Below are 19,882 nucleotides of genomic sequence, written 5' to 3'. Positions count from 1 at the left end.
GCGGGGCGGCAGACGGTGGTCGCCGCCACCGGGTTGTTGCGCGTTTGTTCCCCGTTGCATTCGCTTGGATATAGCATCGCCCGCATGACAGACCCGATGCCCTGAGGAGGGCTCTATGAGCAATGGTAATGGTGTGACGGCGACCGTTTCGCAGGTGGCCGAGAACGTGAAGGAAACCGCCGTCCACGTGGGCGACTCGATCGCCGCCACCGCCAGCGACGCCGTCGCCGCGGTCAAGGCCGGCGCGCAGAAGGCCGAGGCCGGTGCCAAGAAGCAGGTGGCCAAGGTCAAGAAGGCCGTGAAGAAGGCCGAGAAGGTCGTCGCCAAGAAGGCCGCCGCCGCCAGGAAGGAAGTGAAGAAGACCGTTGGCTCGGTGCGCAAGAAGCTGGAGACCGCCAAGGCCAATGCCCAGGCCGAAGCCGCCGAGCTGAAGAAGAAGGGCGCCGGCAAGCGCGCCGCGACCAAGAAGGCCATCGCCAAGGTCGAGAAGAAGGCCGCCACCAAGGTGGCCTCGGCCAAGAAGTCGGTCAAGGCTGCCGAGAAGAAGGTCGCCAAGGCCGTGGGCAAGAAGGCTGCTGCGGTGAAGAAGTCGGTCAAGGCCACCGAGAAGAAGGTTGCCAAGGCCGTCACCGGCAAGACCGCTGCTGCCAAGAAGGCAGTGAAGAAGGTCGAGAAGAAGGCCGCCAAGAAGGTCGCCGCGGTCAAGAAGTCGGTCAAGGCCACCGAGAAGAAGGTCGTCAAGAAGGCCGCCGCTGCCAAGAAGGCTGTGGCCAAGAAGGCTGCTTCGGCCAAGAAGACCGTCGCCAAGAAAGCCACCGCCGTGAAGAAGGCCGTCAAAAAGGCCACCCGCAAGTAATCGCCGCACCGCGCCCCCCGTCCCGAGCGGGACGGGGAAGGCGCTGTAATCCGTACGCAACGCATAACCAGGACTCGCACCATGGCCGTCAAGATCGACAAGAAAATCAAGGGCTATTCCGTCATCACTCCGGACGACAAAGCGCGCGAAGCCGCCGCCAAGGCCGCACCGGTGGCGACGCCCCAGGACGAGTCCCCGGCCGACAACATCGTGCACATGCACGAGCGCATCGAGCGCCCGGAAGTGCTGATCGGCAGCACCTACAAGATCAAGTCGCCGCTGGTGGAGCACGCCTTCTACGTGACCATCAACGACATCGTGCTCAACCAGGGCACCGAGCACGAACTGCGCCGTCCGTTCGAGATCTTCATCAACTCCAAGTCGATGGAGCATTTCCAGTGGATCGTGGCGCTGACCCGCATCATGTCGGCCGTGTTCCGCAAGGGCGGCGACGTGACCTTCATCGTTGACGAGATGAAGGCCGTGTTCGACCCGAAGGGCGGCTACTTCAAGGCCGGCGGCGTGTACATGCCGTCGCTGGTGGCCGAGCTGGGCTCGATCGTCGAAGACCACATGAAGGCCATCGGCCTGCTGCACGACCCGGAAATGAGCGCCCACCAGCGCGCCCTTATCGCCGAGAAGCGCAAGCAGTTCGAAGAGCGCTCAAAAAAAAACAGTGACGTAACCGCAGCGCCGGCGCAGGGCGCCGCGCTTGCCCCCTCCCTTCCGCAAAGCGAAGGCGAGGAGCTGGTAATCCTCGACAGCGCCGAAAGCGCCGACAACGGCAGTTTCCCGCCCAGCGCCAGCATGTGCCACAAGTGCAGCACCAAGGCGCTGGTGATCATGGATGGCTGCCAGACCTGCTTGAATTGTGGGTATAGCAAGTGCGGTTGATTTTGAGTTGGTGAAGAACTAGATGCTAATGAAAAGGTCGGGTGCTTTGGTTGGCCCGGCCTTTTTCTATATCGGGGGCAGGATGAACAAGTGGATTGTTGCTACGCCAATCATAGTGTTCGCATTGTGCAGAACTGTTTGGAAAATATTTGTCAGCATTGTTTTTTTTGCTTCTTTGCTCGTTGCAATCGTTGCGGCCGCTCAAGTGATCTATGGGGAGAAATTCCCTGTTATCGGTGTCTACTTATCGAGAATCCCGATAGACGCAAGCTTTACGTTAATCGGAATACTTGTTGCCTCAATGGGGGCTCTCACGATCTGGAGGGCGCAAAAGAGGGATGAGCTGCTCCTTAGTTCACTATCTGAGGTCGATCAGTTCTTCTCGGACGCGCTCAATGCGATGAACAGGTTGACGGCGCGACTTGGGATCTTGGAGCAACTACAACTTGATGCGCATGATGGAAAGGCGGCCCTAGATGGGCGCACAATTTTTCTAGCTGGGGTTTTTGCGGAGATGCGATCCGATCAACTTTTTCTTCGGCAGAAAGGAATTGATGTCTATTCGCTTGATGCAAAGCATGTTCATGCATTGACAAATCATCCGATGACGTATCGGAGCTTTCTGAGGGCAAAGAGGAATTTGATTGCGATATCAGGGCTGATGCACATCCCCGTCCTAAATCACGAGCTGGATCGCCCAAGTGCACTTTTGGAGCGACTTGTGGAAGATGCCGGTGCTGAGCTACAAGATTTTTCGGCAAAGGCTGATGAGCTCAGTCAGGGGCTGGCTGAAGGAGCCGGAGGTATCCGAGGAGCAATTCAAGGAAGATTCTTTCCTCCAACGTTCACATTTGCATGGGGGCTGCTCAGAGACGATGACTAGCGACCGGCGTCAAAAGCACGAAAAGCAGGGGAAAGGCAGGGGTCAGAGTCGAGTTTTTGCTCTGGCCCTTTTCTATTGCGAAAGAGCAGAAAGCAGCGGCTGGAGAACACGAATCCGACCTGATGTCGATAAGATGGAGCGCATCAGGAAAGGGGATGAAGATGAACGCTGATCGTAGACAGGGACTGTCGTTCGCCGCGTTGGACCAGCGCTTGCGCGATGTGCCGGATGGGCCTGTGGGTGCATTGAATGCGCCGCGATGGTTGAAGGCATTGCACATCGTTGCGTTTGTCGGGGCAGTGCTCGGATTGGCGCCGTACTTCCTGGCGAAGTGGATGGGGCCGGCGCAGTGGATGGTCTACGTCGCGAAGAGCGGGCTGATCATTCTTTACATCGCCGGGCTTCCCAGCATTATCAGGAACTGCGGCGTAATGGGTTTGCAGTTCTGGCACTGGCGGAGGGAGCAAGCGCAGCAACTTGATCACGATCGCACGTACTTTGATCACACGCTGGATTGGCTGGCAGGGTTTTCGGCCTCAGAGCTGATCAGGGCTGAATGCGTCGTCCGTCTGCATCTGGGTCAACTGACTGCGAAGGTTGGCTTTCTTGCCGGTGGTATTGAAAGACTCGGCATGCTACCGGTCCTTGCGTCCCTGTTCCTTTTTATTCGCCAATGGAAAAACCTGCTGGCCATGCCTACGTGGCAGGTCATTCTTGGCGTGTTCCTGATTGTGCTGTACGTCATCGTGGCCGTTGCCACCTTGATGCGTATCCGCCTGCAGCTCTACCAAGCGCTGCTGCTCGAGGCGGAGAAACGGAAAGCGACGGTCTGACGTCGAAGAAGGGTGTCGAAAGCAGGGGCAGATTCGAGTAAGAGGAAAATGGGGCTCAGAGTCGATTTTCCGCCTCAAAAACCTGCTTGAAGCAGTGCTCGGGGAAGGTGAGTGGATGCCGTGACCGGATTCCTGGATGCAGGGGGCAGAACACGATCAGCTCTGAGTTCAGCAGGACGCCGAATGTCTGCGATGATCGGGACAACGCTGCTTTTTCCAGCCTCACTTGGGAGAACTGAAACATGATGGATGCCAACGGAACCCCGCCATGAGCCGCTATCCCTGGTCGGTGATCGTGAGGGTTCTCGTGTTCTTTCTGCCGTTGCTGGCGTTGTATCTGTTTTCGCGTTGGTCGGCGGTGCAAATGGCCGGTCAGGCACATCGCGGGGATAGTGCGCTTGGAATTGCTGTGCTGCTGGGTGCAATGACGCTGGTGATGTTGCTGGGTTTCACCGTTGATTTCGTGGTGCAGCTCCGGCGCCGACGGGCGTTCAACTGGCTGATCGATGTTCTACTGATCGCCTTGTTGATGACACCGTTCGGATGGTTCGCTTGTAACTGGTTCGGCGGGAACGACTACATCCTCTGCAAAATGCCGATGTCGCTGTTTGGGACGGTGCTCGATTGGCTGGGGCTGTGAGCTGAAGTGCCACGGCGCCAAGACAGGGGGCAGCGCCGAATCTTCGGTCTCTCGTGAAACATTATTTTGCCCCCGTTGCCCAACGGCGGTCAGGCAGGCTCTAGGATGAGGCTTGGGATTCAAATCCGGTGGTCGTCATTGAAGAGATTCCTTTTGTTCTTGCTTCTGTGTGGCGCGCCATTCATTGCCATTGGAGGTGACAACCCTGAACTTCGCGCCCTCAAAAGTGCCGATCAAGCAGATAGGCAGGGTGTCGAGAATCTTGAATCACGCGACGCGGTTCTCGATCGAATGAAACGCGACAAGGTAAGGCGGGATAGGGTCTTGGAGATCGTAGAAGCGGGTGGCCTATCCACCGCTTGGGACTACTTCAATGCGGCACTGGTCCTTCAACATGGGCGCGAGATAGAAGATGTTCGCCTTGCTCACGCGCTGGCTATCGTCTCGTCGACCATTGATCCCAGCCATAGTGGTGCGAAATGGCTCAGGGCAGCTTCTTGGGACAGGCTGATGATGCGTTTGGGAAGGCCTCAGTGGTATGGCACTCAATCCGTGCTTGGTAGATCGGGTCGTTGGGAGATCTATCAGGTAGAGTCAGGGGCAGTCACGGATGCTGATAGAGCTGCGCTGGGCGTGCCGTCATTGGCCGATGCCGAAGTGAAAGTTGCGGCGCGTAATGCATCGAGGTAGGTAGCATGAGAGCTGGGGAAAGCTGGGAGGTGGTCACATTACCGCTTTCTTCAGAAAACAGGGGTCCAAAAACAGGGGCAGAGTCTAGTTTCCCTCCACAACCTGCTGGAAGCAGTGCTCTGGATTGGCCCTCTGCTCCGCCCTTTCGGGAACCCGGCTCTGATCCCAGTTTTTCCGAGACCTCTAAGAGCACTTCGGTCGAGTTTGCGGGCAAGTGACATTTCAATCAATAACGACCTCATGATACGTAGTTTCTTGTAGAGGCTCATCAGGAGTAAGCATGCTGAACAACGCCCTTGTAAGTACCCGGTTCTCGTTGAATCGTATGTTGACGAGGTAACTCTCCGAGGCATCGCCCCCTTTTAGAGATAGAGTCGCCTCATTTCCCGAGAAGGTAATTATCCCTTCCCTCAAATCGCTAATATCAAGAAATGCAGAAACCGGAACAAGCAGATTGCGGTCATTTACTGTTATCTGAAGGTGTTCAACTCCACGACACGGATGCGTAGTGCCAGCACACATTGGCAGACGTGGATCGCGGCCACTGACCAGCTCGGTTACAATGTTAACTACGACATTAAGCTTTGCAGAATTGCCAACCATCCGGACAGATGGTCTGTCTCTCATGGGTGTAGAACTCGCCTCATCACTAGCTTGCGCGAGCGAACTCCCCATAACCATCAAAATTAGTATTGCAAATAATCGCATATCAGATCACCAGAATGGAAAAATGACGGCCCCAGGGCTTTCCGCAAGCAATACAATATCTCTATTTCGCGAAATTTTATCGCGAATTTGCTGCGTCAATATGGGATAACAGGGGTCAGAGTCGAGTTTCCGTCCCAGAAGGCGTGTGTGATTCATGGCGATTTTCTGTCGTCATTCTTCGGGTTGTTGGTACTCGGTGGCTCAAGCTCAGGCCAAAACGTGGGTAAGAGGCGGGTTTCTGCTCTGATCCTTTCCCGTTGTGAAAGATCAGGGAGCAGTAGATCAGTAGCACGAATCGCAGCCTGATGGTGACACCGACTCCTCGTCAACTTGATCTAGACTTTCGCCTCCCGAAGATCGCGGCGAGCGCCATGAAGAAGTGGGTGGTTGGGTTGTTGCTCCTTCCTGTCTTGATGCTCCCCTCGGTGGGACGCTCGGCGGAGGCGTCGCCGCAGGGGATACACGCGGCCGTGCTGGACGATTACCTCGACCAGGTGGAGAACGGCAATGGTGGGCTGGGCAGCGTTTCCATCTTCCGTGGCGGGCGCGAGGTCTATCAGCGGCGCTTCGGCCAGAAATATCTGCCCGGCGTGCAGGCGGATGTGGACACCCGTTACCAGATCGCCTCGGTCACCAAGATGGTCACGGCCATTCTTGCATTCAAGCTGATTGAACAGGGGCGGCTGGGACTGGATGACACGCTGTCCGATTTTCATCCGGAGATGCCCGCAGCGGCGCAGATCAGCGTCCGGCAGATGCTGGCGCATTCCAGCGGCCTGGGTAATTTCGCGATCAAGGACGGTACGGTCTGGATCGTGGATGCGCTGGAGCCGCCGGCGATCCTGGCGGAGATCAGGCGGCAGGGCGTGGCCTTCGCCCCTGGCACGCGCGTGGCCTACTCCAACTCCGCCTACTACCTGTTGCGGATGATCGTGGAGGACACCTACGGGCGGCCGTACCACGAGATCGTCGAGCAGGAGATCGCACGGCCGTTGCACCTTGCGCATTTCGCCTCGGTGAAGGCCAACCACACCGATACCTTCAGGTCCTATGCGTTCGCCGATGGCGCGTGGGGCGAGATCAAGGAAGTGGACTTCAACAATGTCGTCGGGGTTGGCGACATCGCCAGCACCCCCAGCGACCTCAACCGGCTGATCGTCGCCCTGTTCAACGGCGAGCTCGTGCGGAAGGAGACGTTGGCGTTGATGGCGCCGGCGCCGGGCAAGGGCTGGGGGATGGGGCTGGCAGAGTTCGCGTACGGGGAGAATATGTTCCTCGGGCACGGCGGTGATGTCATCGGTGCGCATTCCCGGGTCATTTACAACCCGCAGGACGGTACCGCCATTGCCTACTCCACGAATGGGGAGCGGATTCCGACCAATGCCTTCCTCGAAACTATCGTCGGGATCGTTTACGGCGGCACGTTCCAGGCGCCGGCGCTGAAGTAGCACCCTGCGCAGGGCGGCTCGGCGCGACGCAGCGGTGACGTTCCATCATCGAAAGGGACGTCGGAGAAACTGGGGTCACGGCCGGCTTTCGGCAATGCGCCTTTCTTGTTGGACTGCGCTGGCGCCATTCAGCGATTCGAATCCTGACCGAAATCCTCTTCTTGGTCGAACGTTCTTTTGCGGACACTTCGACGGCCTGGTCTGGCCAGGAGAGGAGGAGGGGAGGCAATCTTGGCCCGTACTGCAGCGCCCTAACTGGCGGTTTGCTCTTTCGCAGTGAAAGCTAGGGCGCCAGCTCCGGCGACGAGTAGCACGGCACAGCGGAGTACACGTTGATGGCACCCTCCCCACGAAACTGCCTTTCGAACGTGTCCTGCGCCCAGCGGTCGGCGCTTTGAATGTCGGCAGGTGAGAGCGCGCCTGCCTTGACGAACAATGCAAGCAGGGATTCCACGTCGGCGCGTTGGTCGGGCAGGGCCCGCAGCGCTGCCAGACGGGCGCCGCGCCACGTCAGTACCGGGTCTGGCATTGGCACCGTGTCCGTCCATGAGGCATGCCCGTTGGGTGTATTCATGTATCTGTGGAGGGCTTGCACGGATACGCGCGGGTCCGCCCGCTGCAAGGCCTGTTGTGTAAATCCGGAAGTGTGCTGGATATGACGTTCGATCTCTGCGGCTTCTTCCGTGATCAGCCTGCTCCCCAGCCAGGGCGTAGGTCCTATCAGGAGGAAGCAGGTCTGTGCGTCCGGGTTACCCCTGACGGCCGCTTCGAAGAGGGCATTGGATAGCACCCGGGCCAACTGCCTCTTGTCGGAACCCTTGCAGAACCCTTCCAGCCGCTCGACCACGAAGGCATATCTGGCGCTCTCCGCGTCCATCATGCGCAGGGTTTCCACGGTTTCGTTCGACAGGTCTCCCCGCCTTTCATCCTCCAGCATGGAGCGCATGCCATTCACTGCGGCATGGTAGAGAAGGCAGTCATTGGCTTGTTTGAACGCAAGAACGATGGCGTCCACATCGCCGCTGGCGCGCGTTGCCTCCCAATGATGCGCCAGTCCGCCGGGTTGCTCAGCGATGCCGCTGGCGTCGCTCGATTGCTCCGACTCGACCGACACAGCCTGCGATGGCGCGGGCCGATTCGATCCGTCCCCTTGCCGAACCCACAGGTATGTACTGCCGCCGGCCAGAAGCAGCAGCGCTGCCAGGATCTTGTATGTGTGCCGCCCCATTCAATGCCTCCAGCATTGGCAAGCAACAGAAATGCTGCATGCTGACCCGAGTTTAGGGAAAGCAGCGGATGCTGGGCAGGGGAGGCTTACTGGCTTCCTTCACTGAGGTTCGCGAGCGGAACCCAACCCCTTCCTGCCCCTGCGTGTCGCAGAGCAGCCAGTTGTCCCAGCCTTCAGGACCTTCATGCCTTTCGCCTACTACGAGCAGTGCGCCCTTGGTGAAAGAGATCGGATTGGGGTACTCGCTGGTATGGCCTCAGATGACGCGGCACTGCCGGGTTTCCATGTGCGTCTCCTGCAGGTTGCATCGACATTGATCCGGGCCACGAGGCTCCGGTGTCCAAGCCATTCTGGAGGACGTTCTGCAGCATCACTTTGTCCCGGCGCAACTCTGCAGCCGATAGATTGCTTACGGTCCCCTTGCGCATGCTCCCGCAGCCGGAGCATCTCGGGTGCTTCCAAACTGTCGTGCTTCTTCTATTCGTTGTAGCGCGTGCCTTCGAAAGCAAGGCAGTCCCGAACAGCGCTGGGACATAGTCCGCGTCCCATTTGGAGCAGGACTCCACTTCGGCTTTTCGGATTGCACTGCTCGATGGGGCGCTGCCTCTGCGAATGAAACAGCGGCGAGCCGTCGACCAACGTGGCTGTCGCGTTGGGCGATGTGATGGCGGCGTGATGCCGGCCGGAGGAGAGTCGGCGTTCTGCAATTCATGAATTCGCATCAACGCCGGCGATGCCTGTTTCAGCCGGTTTTGCGGCATGTATCCCGTATCGGCGGTGAAGTTGGTTCTTCACGACGCCCTTGCCGAAAGTGTGTATCCATGTGCCACGGCGGTATGGATAAATCGCCGCCGTGGCCGACTGAAATCACCGCTGCGGGTGATCGGGGAGTTCTGCAAGGCCATGCACGGGCGTGGCGCTTCAGGGCGCCGGGTGTCGTGCGGGTTCGGCATCGGACGGAACGGAGTTGTTCATTCAAGCGTGGGCTCAAGGGGAGTGCCACACGCGCCAGCATTGATGCGTCAAAGCAGTCTGTCTCAAACGGGGTCTGTCTCAATCGAGTTGGCGAATGCGCCTCGAGAGGGGTGAAGAAGGGGATGACAGCATGTGGCAGTCGATGGCACCGCGCGCCCGGTCGCGCGGCTTCAACGTTCGATCCACCCGTGTGAGTCCGTGCCTGGCGTTGGCCTGGCGTGTAGCGGGGCTGCTGGTGCTGGCGCTCTGTTTCGCGATGCCGTCCACCGCCTGGGCCGCGGCGTACGCCACCGGGGGCTCAAGTCCCTATCGCAATACGGTGCTGTGGTTGACCTGGGGCGATACCGATCGCGGCACGCCGGGCGTACCGCTGGGCAATGGCAGTGCCTCGTCGATCTCGATGGCGGTAGCGTCCGGCTTCAATCTGGAGGTGACCTGTACATTGGCCAACGCCTCGGGCGTCCCACTCAGCAGCTATCGCCCCGGTGCGTTCTCCGGTGACAGCCTGGATGACCTGTACAACATCGGGGGAGCCGGCAACGCCAACCAGCTGATCGCGGGCATTTCCGGCAGTGCCGGCGTGGCCAATTTCCGCATCAACTGCGAGTCGACCTTGGGCGGCGCGCCCTATCGCCTGCGTGGCGTGGTGATGGCGGATGCGGAATCGATCAATACCGGCGTCGAGTACGTCCAGGCCACGGCCAACGGCACCTGGAACGTGGTGGAGATGCGCAAGAACGTCGGCGCGGGCGCGTATCGCGTCACCAAGTCGCTCAACGGTGCCGAGGAGGTGATCCGCTTCGGGCCGGGCAACGATAACAACACTGCGGCGGTGACGTTCCTCAGCTTCGACAATGCCGCCTACGCGCCCGGCAACCTTGCGGTGGGCATGGACTTCGAGTTCCGCGGCGGCGGTACCACCGCCATCGCCATCGGCCTGCTGGTGCCTTACGCGGATTTTGGCGATGCACCGGAAAGCTACGGCGATGCGATGCATGTGGTGGATGACCTGCAGTTCCGCAACGACAACATCCCCGCCAATGCCGCCAACCTGGACATCAATACGGACGGCTATACGCCCGGTGGCCTGGCGCCACCGGTCGTGGACTACCTCGGCAGCATGGGCCCGGATACCGAGCAGCGCAGCAGCTACAGCGACGATGCACGTGGCGATGATGACTTCCCGGCCGGCAACCCGAACGAGGAGAATGCCTGGCCGGCCAACTACCGGCTGACCGTCATGCAGGCCGGCACGGTGGTGAGCCAGCCGGTCGCGTGCGTGGGCAACGGCCGCGTGGCCGGGTGGATCGACTTCAACCGCAATGGCCAGTTCGACGACGGCGAGCGCAGCAATACCGCAGCCTGCAGCGGCGGCAGCGCCGCGCTGAGCTGGACCGTGCCGGCGACGGTGGTGGCCGGGACCAGCTACGTTCGCCTGCGCTATGCCACCGACCCCGCGGAGATCCAGCAACCGATCGGGGTGGCCGATGATGGCGAAGTGGAGGATCACCGGATCACCATCACCGCACCGGCGTTGCGCATCACCAAGAGCAACAACAGCGGCGACGGCAGCTGGAACTACGGAGAGCCCGGCACCACGTACACGCTGACGGTCAGCAATACGTCCGATGTGGCCACCGGCAATCCGCCGACCGTGCAGCCCGGCACCATCACCGTGCTGGACGAGCTGCCGGCGGGCATCGCTCCCGGATGGAGCGGTGCGCATACAAACAACGGCTGGAGCTGCACGGCCAGCGGGCAGCGCGTGACCTGTACTTCGAACCAGGTGCTGGCCGCCGCGGGAAGCCCGGGTTCAAGCAGTTCCATCGAACTGCCGGTCACGGTGCTGTCCACCGCCGTCGGCACGCTGGTCAACCATGCCAGCGTGGGGGGCGGGCACGATCCCTTCAATACGGGCGTGACCCCGGAACCCGGCACGAGCTGTACCGATGCCGACCACTGCACCCAGAACCCGGTGACCGTGCCGGCCGCGCGCGTGCGGTACGGCAAACAGGCCAACACAGCCGGGCCGGTGAACGTCGGCGACACCATCAGCTACACGCTGACGGTGACCGTCGAGGACAGTGCCACCCGCGACACCGTGACCTTTACCGATACCCTGGGCACCGGCCTGGATTTCGGCAGCGTCACCAGCCCTGGCGTGTTCAACTGCACCGCGGGTAATCCGTTGGCGTGCGAGCTGCCGGCCGGCACGGCAATCGGCACCTACAACCTGATCTACAGCGCGGTGGTCAACGCACAGGCCAGCGGCCAGGTGGTCAACACCGTTGTCGGCAGTGGCAACGAGACGCCTACCTGTTCCGGCACCTGCACGACCACCACGCCGGTGTCACCGCCGCGGGTCACCGTATCCAAGGCCAGCACCACTGCCGGGCCGGTGGTGGTGGGGGACAGCGTTGGTTACACGCTGACCGTCGTGGTGGCCAACGCCCGTACCACCGGCATCGTCACGTTGACCGACACCCTCGGCACCGGCCTGGATTTCGGCAGCATCACCAACGCCGGTGCGTTCAACTGCACGGCCGGCAACCCGCTGGCATGCACGCTGCCGTCGGGCACCGTGCCGGGCAGCTACAGCGTGTCCTACACCGCCACCGTCAATGCCCAGGCCAGCGGCCAGGTGCGCAACGCCGTGGTGCCCACGGGGCCCGACACCCCCACCTGCCCCGGCAATTGCGACACCACCACGCCGGTGGGCGCGCCGCGCATCACCGTGTCCAAGTCCAGCGCTACCGGCGGGCCTGTGGTGGTGGGTGACACCATCACCTACACCGTGGCGCTGGTGGTCGCCGATGCCAGTACCACCGGCGTGGTCACCCTGACCGACACGCTGGGCACCGGCCTGGACTTCGGCAGCGTCACCAGCGCGGGCGCCTTCAGTTGCGGTGCTTCCAACCCGTTGGTGTGCACGCTGCCCGCCGGCAGCCCGGCCGGCAGCTACCCGCTCACCTACACCGCGGTCGTCAACGACCAGGCCAGTGGTTCGGTGAAGAACGGCGTGGTGCCCACGGGCCCGGACAATCCTGCCTGTGGCAACTGCGAGGTGGTCACGCCGGTGGCCAATCCGCTGGTGCGCTACAACAAGCAGGCATCCACCGGCGGGCCGGTGGTGGTGGGCGACAGCATCGCCTACACGCTGCAGGTCACGGTGCTCAATGCGCGCACCACCGGCCTGGAGATCCTGACCGACACGCTGGGCACCGGCCTGGACTTCGTGGCGGTCACCAGCCCGGGCATCTTCACCTGCAATACGGGCAACCCGCTGATATGCACATTGCCTGCGGGCACCGTACCGGGCACCTACAGCCTGACCTACACCACCGTCGTCAATGCCCAGGCCAGCGGTCAGGTACGCAATGCGGTGACCGGCACCGGGCCGGACACGCCCTCCTGCGCGGGCAGCTGCGACACCACCACGCCGGTGGCGACGCCGGGCGTGAGCTACGCCAAGTCGGTCAACACCGCCGGCCCGGTATCGGTGGGGGACGTGCTGACCTACACCCTGACCACCGTGGTGACCAACTCGCAGACGAGCGACGTGGTAACCCTGACCGATACGCTCGGGGCCGGGCTGGACTTCGGCAGCGTCACCAGTGCCGGTGCTTACGCCTGCACGCCCGGCAACCCGCTGGTGTGTACCCTGCCGGCCGGCACCGCGCCGGGAAGCTACAGCCTGAGCTACACCGCCACCGTCAATGGGCAGGCGAGCGGGCAGGTGACCAACGCGGTGCTCGGCAGCGGTGGCGACAACCCGTCCTGCACCGCGAACTGCGATACCACCACGCCGGTGAACGCTGCCGAGATCGAGTACCACAAGGCATCCACGCCGGCCGGTCCGGTGTCGGTGGGTGACCGCATCACCTATACGCTGACGGCGATCATCCGCAACTCGCGCACCACGGCGGTGTTCACCCTGACCGACACCCTGGGCACGGGGCTGGATTTCGAAGCGGTCAGCTCCGCAGGCAGCTTCAGTTGCAATGCCGCCAATCCGCTGGTGTGCACCTTGCCCGCCGGCACCGTGCCGGGAACCTACGCGCTGGAGTACACCACCCTGGTCAACGCGCAGGCGCAGGGAGCGGTCACCAACGCGGTGACCGGCACCGGCACGGGCACCTTGCCGTGCACCGCAAACTGCAGCACCACCACGCCGGTGCGTGCGGCATCGGTGAGCTACCACAAGACCACGGGCACGGCCTCGCCGGTGCGCGTGGGGGACACGGTCGACTACCGCGTCGAGGTGGTCGTCAGCGATTCGCGGACGAGTGACGTGGTCACCCTGACCGACACCCTGGGCGTCGGCCTGGACCTGGTCGCGGTGACCCAGCCCGGCGCGTTCACCTGCAACGCGGCCAACCCGCTGGTCTGCACCCTGCCGGCCGGGACCGTGCCGGGGACCTATCCGGTCGCCTACCAGGCCAGGGTCAATGCCCAGGCCAGTGGCAGCGTACGCAACACGGTGCTGGCGACCGGCAACGACAACCCGAGCTGCAGCGCCGACTGCAGCACCGGTCACACCCTGCGCGCCACCGAGGTGCAGGTGGGCAAGCGTTCGGTGCCGGCCGCGGGTACCGAAGTGAAGGCCGGTGACAGCATCAGCTACACCCTGACGGTGGACGTGCTCAACGCCTCGACCAGCCAGCCGGTGCGCCTGGACGACACGCTTGGCGCCGGGTTGGTGTTCGACGCGGTCACTGCCGCCGGCGCGTTCAGCTGCAGTGCCAGCCTGGTCTGCACGCTGCCCGCCGGCACCGCCCCGGGTAGCTACAGCATCACCTACCAGGCGCATGTCGCCGCCGATGCGCGTGGCACCATCGGCAACGTGGTGGTCGGGCAGGGCGGTGGTGGCACCCCGCCGACCTGCACCACCTGCAGCACCGAGCATCCGCTGGCCGAGCCGCGCGTGGTGTTGGCCAAGCAGGCGGACCCGGCCAGCGGCAGCGAGGTACGCCCCGGTGACCGCCTGCGCTACACCCTGTCGGCGACGATCGAGAACGCCGCGCTGCGGCAGCCACTGCAGCTGCTGGACACGCCCGACCCGGGCCTGACCCTGGACGCATTGCCCAGCGGTTGCGTGCAGCAGGGCGCGGACGTGGTCTGCACGCTGCCGGCGGGCACCACGCCCGGGCAGCATGTGTTCACCTACACCGCCACGGTCAACGAGAAGGCATTCGCCACGGTGCGCAACCGCCTGCGGGGCGAGTACCCCGACGGTGGCCAGCCGCCGGAATGCGGCAGCTGCGAAACCGAACACAAGGTGGTGTCCGACTTCGCCTTGCGCATCACCAAGAGCGCCAACCCGCGCCGGGTGAAGGTCGGTGACCTGGTGCGCTACCAGCTGGTGGTGGAGAACGTGGGGGGTAGCGACTGGCGCGACGGCGTGGTGGTGGACACCCCGCCGACCGGTTTCAGCTATGTCGATGGCTCGATGCGCGTGGCCGACGATGATGGCGCCTTCGCGCTGGCCAGCAGCCAGAACCCGCTGCGCATCGCCGCGGTGGACATCGCGGTGGGACGCAACGCGACCATCACCTACCTGCTGCGGGTGGGCGCGGGCGTGCGCCCCGGCAGCCACGTCAACCATGCGGTGGCGACCACCCCCGACGGCACTGCGGTATCCAACATCGCCACGGCCGAAGTGCAGCTGGATACCGATCCGCTGCTGGAGGACAGCCTCGTGTTCGGCACCGTGTTCGACGACCGCGACGGTGATGGCTGGCAGGACAGTGCCGAACTGACCGGGGTGACGGTGCAGGGCGGTTTCGCCGCCTCGGCCTACGTGCCGGGCTCGACCACCATCGATCGCGGGCAGGGCCCGCAGGCGGTGGCCGATGCCAGTGCGCCGCTGCTGCATGGGTTGGAGATCGGCACGGTCCACGGACGCGGTTCCACCGCCGAGCCGGCCGAGGCCAATCAGGTGGTCGTGCGGCAGCGCCTGCGCGAACTCGCCTTCACCGATGACTTCGTGCTCGACAGCAGGCAGGGCCAGCGCCTGCAGCTTGATGCGGCGGGCAAGCCGACCCTGCTGCGCAGCGGCGACGCCGCCAAGGGATTGACCGCCGCCGAGCCGGCGGTGCGGCGCGAAGTGTCCGCCGTCGCCGAGGGCTATGAGGTGGCCTACGTGATCGGCAACACCGGCATCCAGGAGCAGGGCATCCCGGGTGTGCGGCTGGCCACGGTCGAGGGCCTGCTGGTCGAGACCGACCCCTTCGGTCGCTATCACCTGGCCGACGTGCACGGTGGCGACGCGCGCCTTGGCCGCAACTTCATCATCAAGCTGGACCCGGCCACGGTGCCCAGCGGGGCGGTGCTGACCACCGAGAACCCGTTGCTGCGCCGGGTGACGCAGGGCGTGCCGACGCGCTTCAGCTTCGGCGTGCGCCTGCCGCCGTCGCCGCAGGCACCGGACGAGCGGGCCGAGCTGGTGCTGGGCGAGGTGTTGTTCGCACCGGGCAGCAGCGAACTGCATGACGCCTACCGGCCGGTGCTGGCGAAGATCGCCGCGACCGTGGATCGCTACCTGGGCGGCGACGTGGTGATCCTGGCCAATGGCGAGAACCAGGACCTGGCCTTCCGTCGCGCCACGGTGGTGCGCGATGCCCTGCAGGCCGAGGTGGCCGAGGCCGCGCGCGCGGGCCTGACGGTGCAGCTGCGCACCGATGTCAGCGATCCGCATTCGCTGGTTGCCGGCGTCGATGCCCAGGGCGCGCTGCTTGGCAACGTGCTGTTCGATACCGACAAGTCGCGCATCCGTGACGAGTTCAAGCCGCTGCTGGCGAGCATCGCGGCACGGCTGGAAGCGATGGGGGGCGGCCAGGTGAGCCTGGTTGGCCATACCGATGTGCGCGGCAGCCATGCCTACAACCAGGCACTGGGATTGCGCCGCGCCGCGGCGGTGTTCGAGGCCCTGCGCGGCCTGCTCAGCCCGGCGGTGCAGCAGCGCATCCGTGTCCGCAACGAGGAGAGCGCCGCCATCCGGGAAGCGGCGCGCCAACAGGAGGCACGCCAATGAGCACACGTCACGTTGCCTCCCGTCGCCCCCGCCGCATCGTTCTGTGCCAGGCGCTGCTGCTGTGCCTTGCCGGCACCGCCCAGGCCGCACCGCCGACGGAGGCCTCCGACGCAGCCACGCGCATGGATTGCGATGCCAGCCAATGCAGCGCCGACGGCGCGCTGCTGTTCACCCTGCGCTCGCGCAGCTATGACGAGCCGGTCACCGAGGGCACCTCGGCCCGGTCCTCGTCGCAGGTGCTGCAGCCGGACCGCCGCGTCAGCCTCGCGCTGGATGCGCCGGGCAAGGCCACGGTCACCGGCAACTTCCTGATCCGCCTGCCCGAGGGCGGGGCGATCTGGGCCACCGAAGACCCGGCGAAGGGCCTGCCGGAGCTCTCGGTCTCGGCCCCTTCGATGGTGGCCTTCGACAACGGGCGCATCACGCGCCCGGTGGACTTCTTCGTCCGTGGCAACTACACCGCCTTCATCACCCGCTTCGAAGTCAGCCTCTACCGCGGCAGTGACAGCGACCGCGTGGCGCCGCTGGCGCAGTTCGACCTGCCGGTGGCCGCGGTGGGGCAACACAGCTGGGACGGCGCCTTGCCGGAGGACGTGCCGCTGCGTCGTGGTGACCGGCTGGTGTACGTGCTGCGCGCGTATGACGCCGAAGGAAACGTGGATGAAACCTCGGCGCAGTCCATCCAGCTGGTGACGCCGGCCGAAGTGGAGCGTGGCAACCAGCAACTGCGGGACGCACTGGAGGACCGCCGTGGCAGCGCGGTGGATGCGGACCAGGCTGCCTCGCTGTCCCTGCTGGAGCAGGTGTTCGACGGCAACGGGCTTCGCCAGCAGAACATCCCCGTGTACGGCGCGCGCGTGCGCCTGCGCGGGCGCGACCTCCCGCTGGGTGCGTCGCTGAAGATCAACGGCGAGAGCTACCCGCTGGACCAGGACCGCAAGTTCGCCGCCGAATACCTGATGCCGATCGGCCACCATGCCTTCGACGTACGCGTGGAGCGGCAGGACGCGCCGGCCATCGCGCGCACGCTGGAGGTGGACGTCAGCGGCAGCTACCTGTTCGGGGTCGGCCTGGCCGACATCACCGTCTACCAGAACAAGGCATCCGGTGCCGGCCGCGACCTGGCCCGCGGTGACCGCGACGACAGCGTGCTCAGTGACGGGCGGCTGGCGTTCTACCTGAAGTCCAAGACCCGGGGCCGCTACCTGCTGACCGCCCAGGCGGACACCCAGAACAGGCCACTGAAGGACCTGTTCACCGGCTTCACCAATGCCGACCCGCGGGACCTGTTCCGCAGCCTGGACCCGGATCTGTACTACCCCACCTACGGCGACGACTCGCTGACCCAGCGTGACGTGGACACGATGGGTCGCTTCTACCTGCGCCTGGACTGGGACAAGAACCAGGCGTTGTGGGGCAACTACAACACCGGACTGAGCGGCACCGAGTACGCGCAGTACGTGCGCTCGCTGTATGGCGCGGCGTTGTCGTGGCGCTCACGCCGCGCCAATGCCTGGGGCGATGCGCGCAGCGAACTGCGCCTGTTCGGTGCGCAGGCGGAAACGGCCCCGGGCCATAGCGAGTTCATCGGTACCGGTGGCAGCCTCTACTACCTGCGCCATGCCAGCATCCTGGCCGGCTCCGACCAGGTGGTGCTGGAGATCCGCGACCCGACCACCGGGCGCGTGGAGCAGCGCGTGTCGCTGGTGCGTGGTGCAGACTACGAGATCGACGCCCTGCAGGGACGCATCCTGCTGACCCGGCCACTGGCCCAGGTGACGCGCGAGAACCTGCGCCGCCTCAGTCGCGACGTGCCGCTGGATGGCTACGAACAACGCCTGATCGTCGACTACGAATGGGTGCCTTCCGGTTTCGATGCCGATGACGTCACCGCCGGCGTGCGTGGCAAGCATTGGTTCGGCGACCACGTCGCACTGGGGGCCACTTATGTCGACGAGCAACGTTCGGGCCAGGATTACACCCTGCGCGGTGCCGACCTGACGTTGCAGGCCGGGCGCGGTACCTACCTGAAGATCGAGCACAGCCGCAGCGAGGCCACCAGCACACCGGTCTTCTTCTCCGACAATGGCGGCCTGAGCTTCCGCCAGCTCAATCCCGGCGGGCCGCGCGAAGGCGAGGCGAGCGCGGTGGAAGGGCGCATCAACCTGCGCGAGCTGGGCTGGACCCGGCGCGACTGGAGCGCTGGCGCCTGGTGGCGGCAGGTGGATGGCGGGTACTCGGTGGGGCGTTTCGATACCGGCCAGCGCGTGCGCGAGCAGGGCGTGGAGCTGCTCGGCTACGTCACCGACGACTTCAACCTGTACGCCCGCTACAGCGAAGCGCGACGTGGCAGCGAATCCCTGACCCAGGCGCAGGCCACCGTCGAATGGCGCATCGGCGAGAACGACCGCCTGTCGGCCGAGGTGCGGCGCGTCCAGGAAACACGCCAGGCCGGCGATGCCGCGGGCGTGCTGGCCGCAGCGCGTTACACCCATCGCATCGGCACCGCGCTGGACCTGTACGGCGGCGGCCAGCTGACCGTGGACGACGACCATGGCCGCTACCGCGACAACGACGCGGTGCTCGCCGGTGGCGCATATACCTTCGCCAACCAGTCCAGCGTGGGCGCCGAGTTCAGCGACGGTGATCGCGGCAGCGCCGCGCAGGTCAACGCCGAGTACAAGCTGAGCCCGCAGCACAGCTTCTACGGCAGCTACACCCTTTCCACCGACCGCAGCGAGTACGACCCGTTGTTCAGCCCGAACGCGCAGGATGGGTGGACGCTGGGCCAGCGTTGGCGCCTGTCCGACCAGGTAAACGTCTTCAACGAAAGCCAGTTCCTGAAGTCCGGCCAGGAGTCCGGGCTCGCGCATACCTTCGGCATGGACTTCTATCCCGCCGTGGGCTGGAACGCGGGCTTCACCCTCAGCGACGGCAAGCTCGACGCCAGCAGCGGGGAAGTGGACCGCAAGGCGGTCAGCCTGTCCGGTGGACGTACCTCACCGGACACCGACTGGCAGAGCAAGCTGGAGTGGCGGCGTGATACCGGTGCCGAGCGGCGCACGCAGTGGCTCAGCACCAACCGGCTCAGCCATCGCCTCAACGACAGCTGGCGGATCGCGGCGCGCTTGAACTACGCCGACACCGACGATGCGCTGAACCCGGTGGCCGGGGCGCGCTTCATCGAGGGCAACATGGGCTTCGCCTACCGCCCCTGGGACAACGACCGCTGGGGCGTGTTCGGGCGTTACACCTACCTGTACGACCTGTCCACGATGGGACAGGTGGATGGCGTGGACTACGACCAGCGCACCCAGGTGCTGTCGCTGGAGGGTGTGTACCGGATCGACCCGCGCTGGGAAGTGGCCGCGAAACTGGCACGGCGCGAGGGCGAGGTACGGTATGGGCGAGGCACCGGCCCATGGTTCGATTCGGCCACCAGCTTCGGCGCCGCGCAGCTGCGCTACGACCTGTACTACCAGTGGCATGGCCTGCTCGAATACCGCTTGCTCGACGTCCGCGATGGCGGCCGCCGGCAGGGCTGGCTGGTGGGCCTGGACCGCGACATCGGGCGCAACCTGCGCGTGGGCGTGGGCTACAACTTCACCGACTTCAGCGATGACCTGACCCGCTTCGACTACGACCATCGCGGCTGGTACCTGAGCATGGTCGGCAAGTACTGACCCCGCCGCGC

11 protein-coding genes are annotated in these 19,882 nt (G+C 64.0%); 9 read left to right on the top strand and 2 right to left on the bottom strand.

What is annotated here, in order from left to right; all coding sequences use genetic code 11:
* Positions 1–115 precede the first annotated feature (115 nt).
* The 7 genes from IB227_RS07955 to IB227_RS07925 all read left to right on the top strand — a co-directional run bounded on the left by IB227_RS07955 (position 116) and on the right by IB227_RS07925 (position 6,952).
* Positions 116–856: a hypothetical protein gene (locus IB227_RS07955; RefSeq protein WP_192286898.1), complete on the top strand. Its 741-nt coding sequence runs from the start codon at positions 116–118 to the stop codon at positions 854–856.
* 81 nt (positions 857–937) lie between these two features.
* The gene (locus IB227_RS07950; RefSeq protein WP_192286897.1) at positions 938–1,750 is read left to right on the top strand and encodes an NrdJb; all 813 of its coding nucleotides are present in this window, start codon (positions 938–940) and stop codon (positions 1,748–1,750) included.
* An 82-nt stretch (positions 1,751–1,832) separates the two neighbouring features.
* A complete protein-coding gene (locus tag IB227_RS07945; RefSeq protein ID WP_192286896.1) occupies positions 1,833–2,633 on the top strand; it encodes a hypothetical protein in 801 nt (266 codons plus the stop codon).
* A 155-nt stretch (positions 2,634–2,788) separates the two neighbouring features.
* Positions 2,789–3,466 carry a hypothetical protein gene (locus tag IB227_RS07940; protein WP_192286895.1) on the top strand — a complete coding sequence of 226 codons (678 nt, stop codon included), beginning with the start codon at positions 2,789–2,791 and terminating at the stop codon, positions 3,464–3,466.
* Between the two features lie 268 nt (positions 3,467–3,734).
* Positions 3,735–4,106 (top strand): hypothetical protein, encoded by a 372-nt coding sequence (locus IB227_RS07935; RefSeq protein WP_192286894.1) that lies wholly within the window; start codon positions 3,735–3,737, stop codon positions 4,104–4,106.
* A 138-nt stretch (positions 4,107–4,244) separates the two neighbouring features.
* Entirely contained in the window at positions 4,245–4,796 is a 552-nt protein-coding gene (locus IB227_RS07930; protein ID WP_192286893.1) for a hypothetical protein, read from the top strand.
* Positions 4,797–5,875: 1,079 nt separating this feature from the next.
* Positions 5,876–6,952, top strand: coding sequence for a serine hydrolase domain-containing protein (locus IB227_RS07925; protein WP_225591624.1), 1,077 nt, complete (start codon positions 5,876–5,878; stop codon positions 6,950–6,952).
* Between the two features lie 283 nt (positions 6,953–7,235).
* On the opposite strand, the gene IB227_RS07920 is transcribed toward IB227_RS07925, so the two are convergent.
* Positions 7,236–8,180, bottom strand: coding sequence for a hypothetical protein (locus IB227_RS07920; protein ID WP_192286892.1), 945 nt, complete (start codon positions 8,178–8,180; stop codon positions 7,236–7,238).
* 52 nt (positions 8,181–8,232) lie between these two features.
* Positions 8,233–8,388 carry a hypothetical protein gene (locus IB227_RS18675; protein ID WP_343237553.1) on the bottom strand — a complete coding sequence of 52 codons (156 nt, stop codon included), beginning with the start codon at positions 8,386–8,388 and terminating at the stop codon, positions 8,233–8,235.
* A gap of 861 nt (positions 8,389–9,249) precedes the next feature.
* Here IB227_RS18675 and IB227_RS07915 point away from each other — a divergent pair.
* A complete protein-coding gene (locus tag IB227_RS07915; protein WP_225591623.1) occupies positions 9,250–16,188 on the top strand; it encodes a CshA/CshB family fibrillar adhesin-related protein in 6,939 nt (2,312 codons plus the stop codon).
* Complete coding sequence (locus tag IB227_RS07910; protein WP_192286891.1) at positions 16,185–19,871, top strand: hypothetical protein; 3,687 nt, start codon at positions 16,185–16,187, stop codon at positions 19,869–19,871. The genes IB227_RS07915 and IB227_RS07910 overlap by 4 nt, the downstream gene beginning before the upstream one ends.
* Positions 19,872–19,882 lie beyond the last annotated feature (11 nt).

It is taken from the genome of Stenotrophomonas sp. STM01, from assembly GCF_014852135.1.
Lineage (GTDB): Bacteria > Pseudomonadota > Gammaproteobacteria > Xanthomonadales > Xanthomonadaceae > Stenotrophomonas > Stenotrophomonas capsici.
The sequence above is the reverse complement of the archived record's forward strand: the minus strand, read 5'-3'. Positions and strand labels throughout refer to the sequence as shown.

Coding starts and splice junctions, on each gene's coding strand:
- IB227_RS07945 (WP_192286896.1), top strand. CDS start 1,833: ATGAACAAGTGGATTGTTGCTACGCCAATCATAGTGTTCGCATTGTGC.
- IB227_RS07915 (WP_225591623.1), top strand. CDS start 9,250: ATGCGCCTCGAGAGGGGTGAAGAAGGGGATGACAGCATGTGGCAGTCG.
- IB227_RS07920 (WP_192286892.1), bottom strand. CDS start 8,180: ATGGGGCGGCACACATACAAGATCCTGGCAGCGCTGCTGCTTCTGGCC.
- IB227_RS07935 (WP_192286894.1), top strand. CDS start 3,735: ATGAGCCGCTATCCCTGGTCGGTGATCGTGAGGGTTCTCGTGTTCTTT.
- IB227_RS07955 (WP_192286898.1), top strand. CDS start 116: ATGAGCAATGGTAATGGTGTGACGGCGACCGTTTCGCAGGTGGCCGAG.
- IB227_RS07910 (WP_192286891.1), top strand. CDS start 16,185: ATGAGCACACGTCACGTTGCCTCCCGTCGCCCCCGCCGCATCGTTCTG.
- IB227_RS07925 (WP_225591624.1), top strand. CDS start 5,876: ATGAAGAAGTGGGTGGTTGGGTTGTTGCTCCTTCCTGTCTTGATGCTC.
- IB227_RS07950 (WP_192286897.1), top strand. CDS start 938: ATGGCCGTCAAGATCGACAAGAAAATCAAGGGCTATTCCGTCATCACT.
- IB227_RS07940 (WP_192286895.1), top strand. CDS start 2,789: ATGAAGATGAACGCTGATCGTAGACAGGGACTGTCGTTCGCCGCGTTG.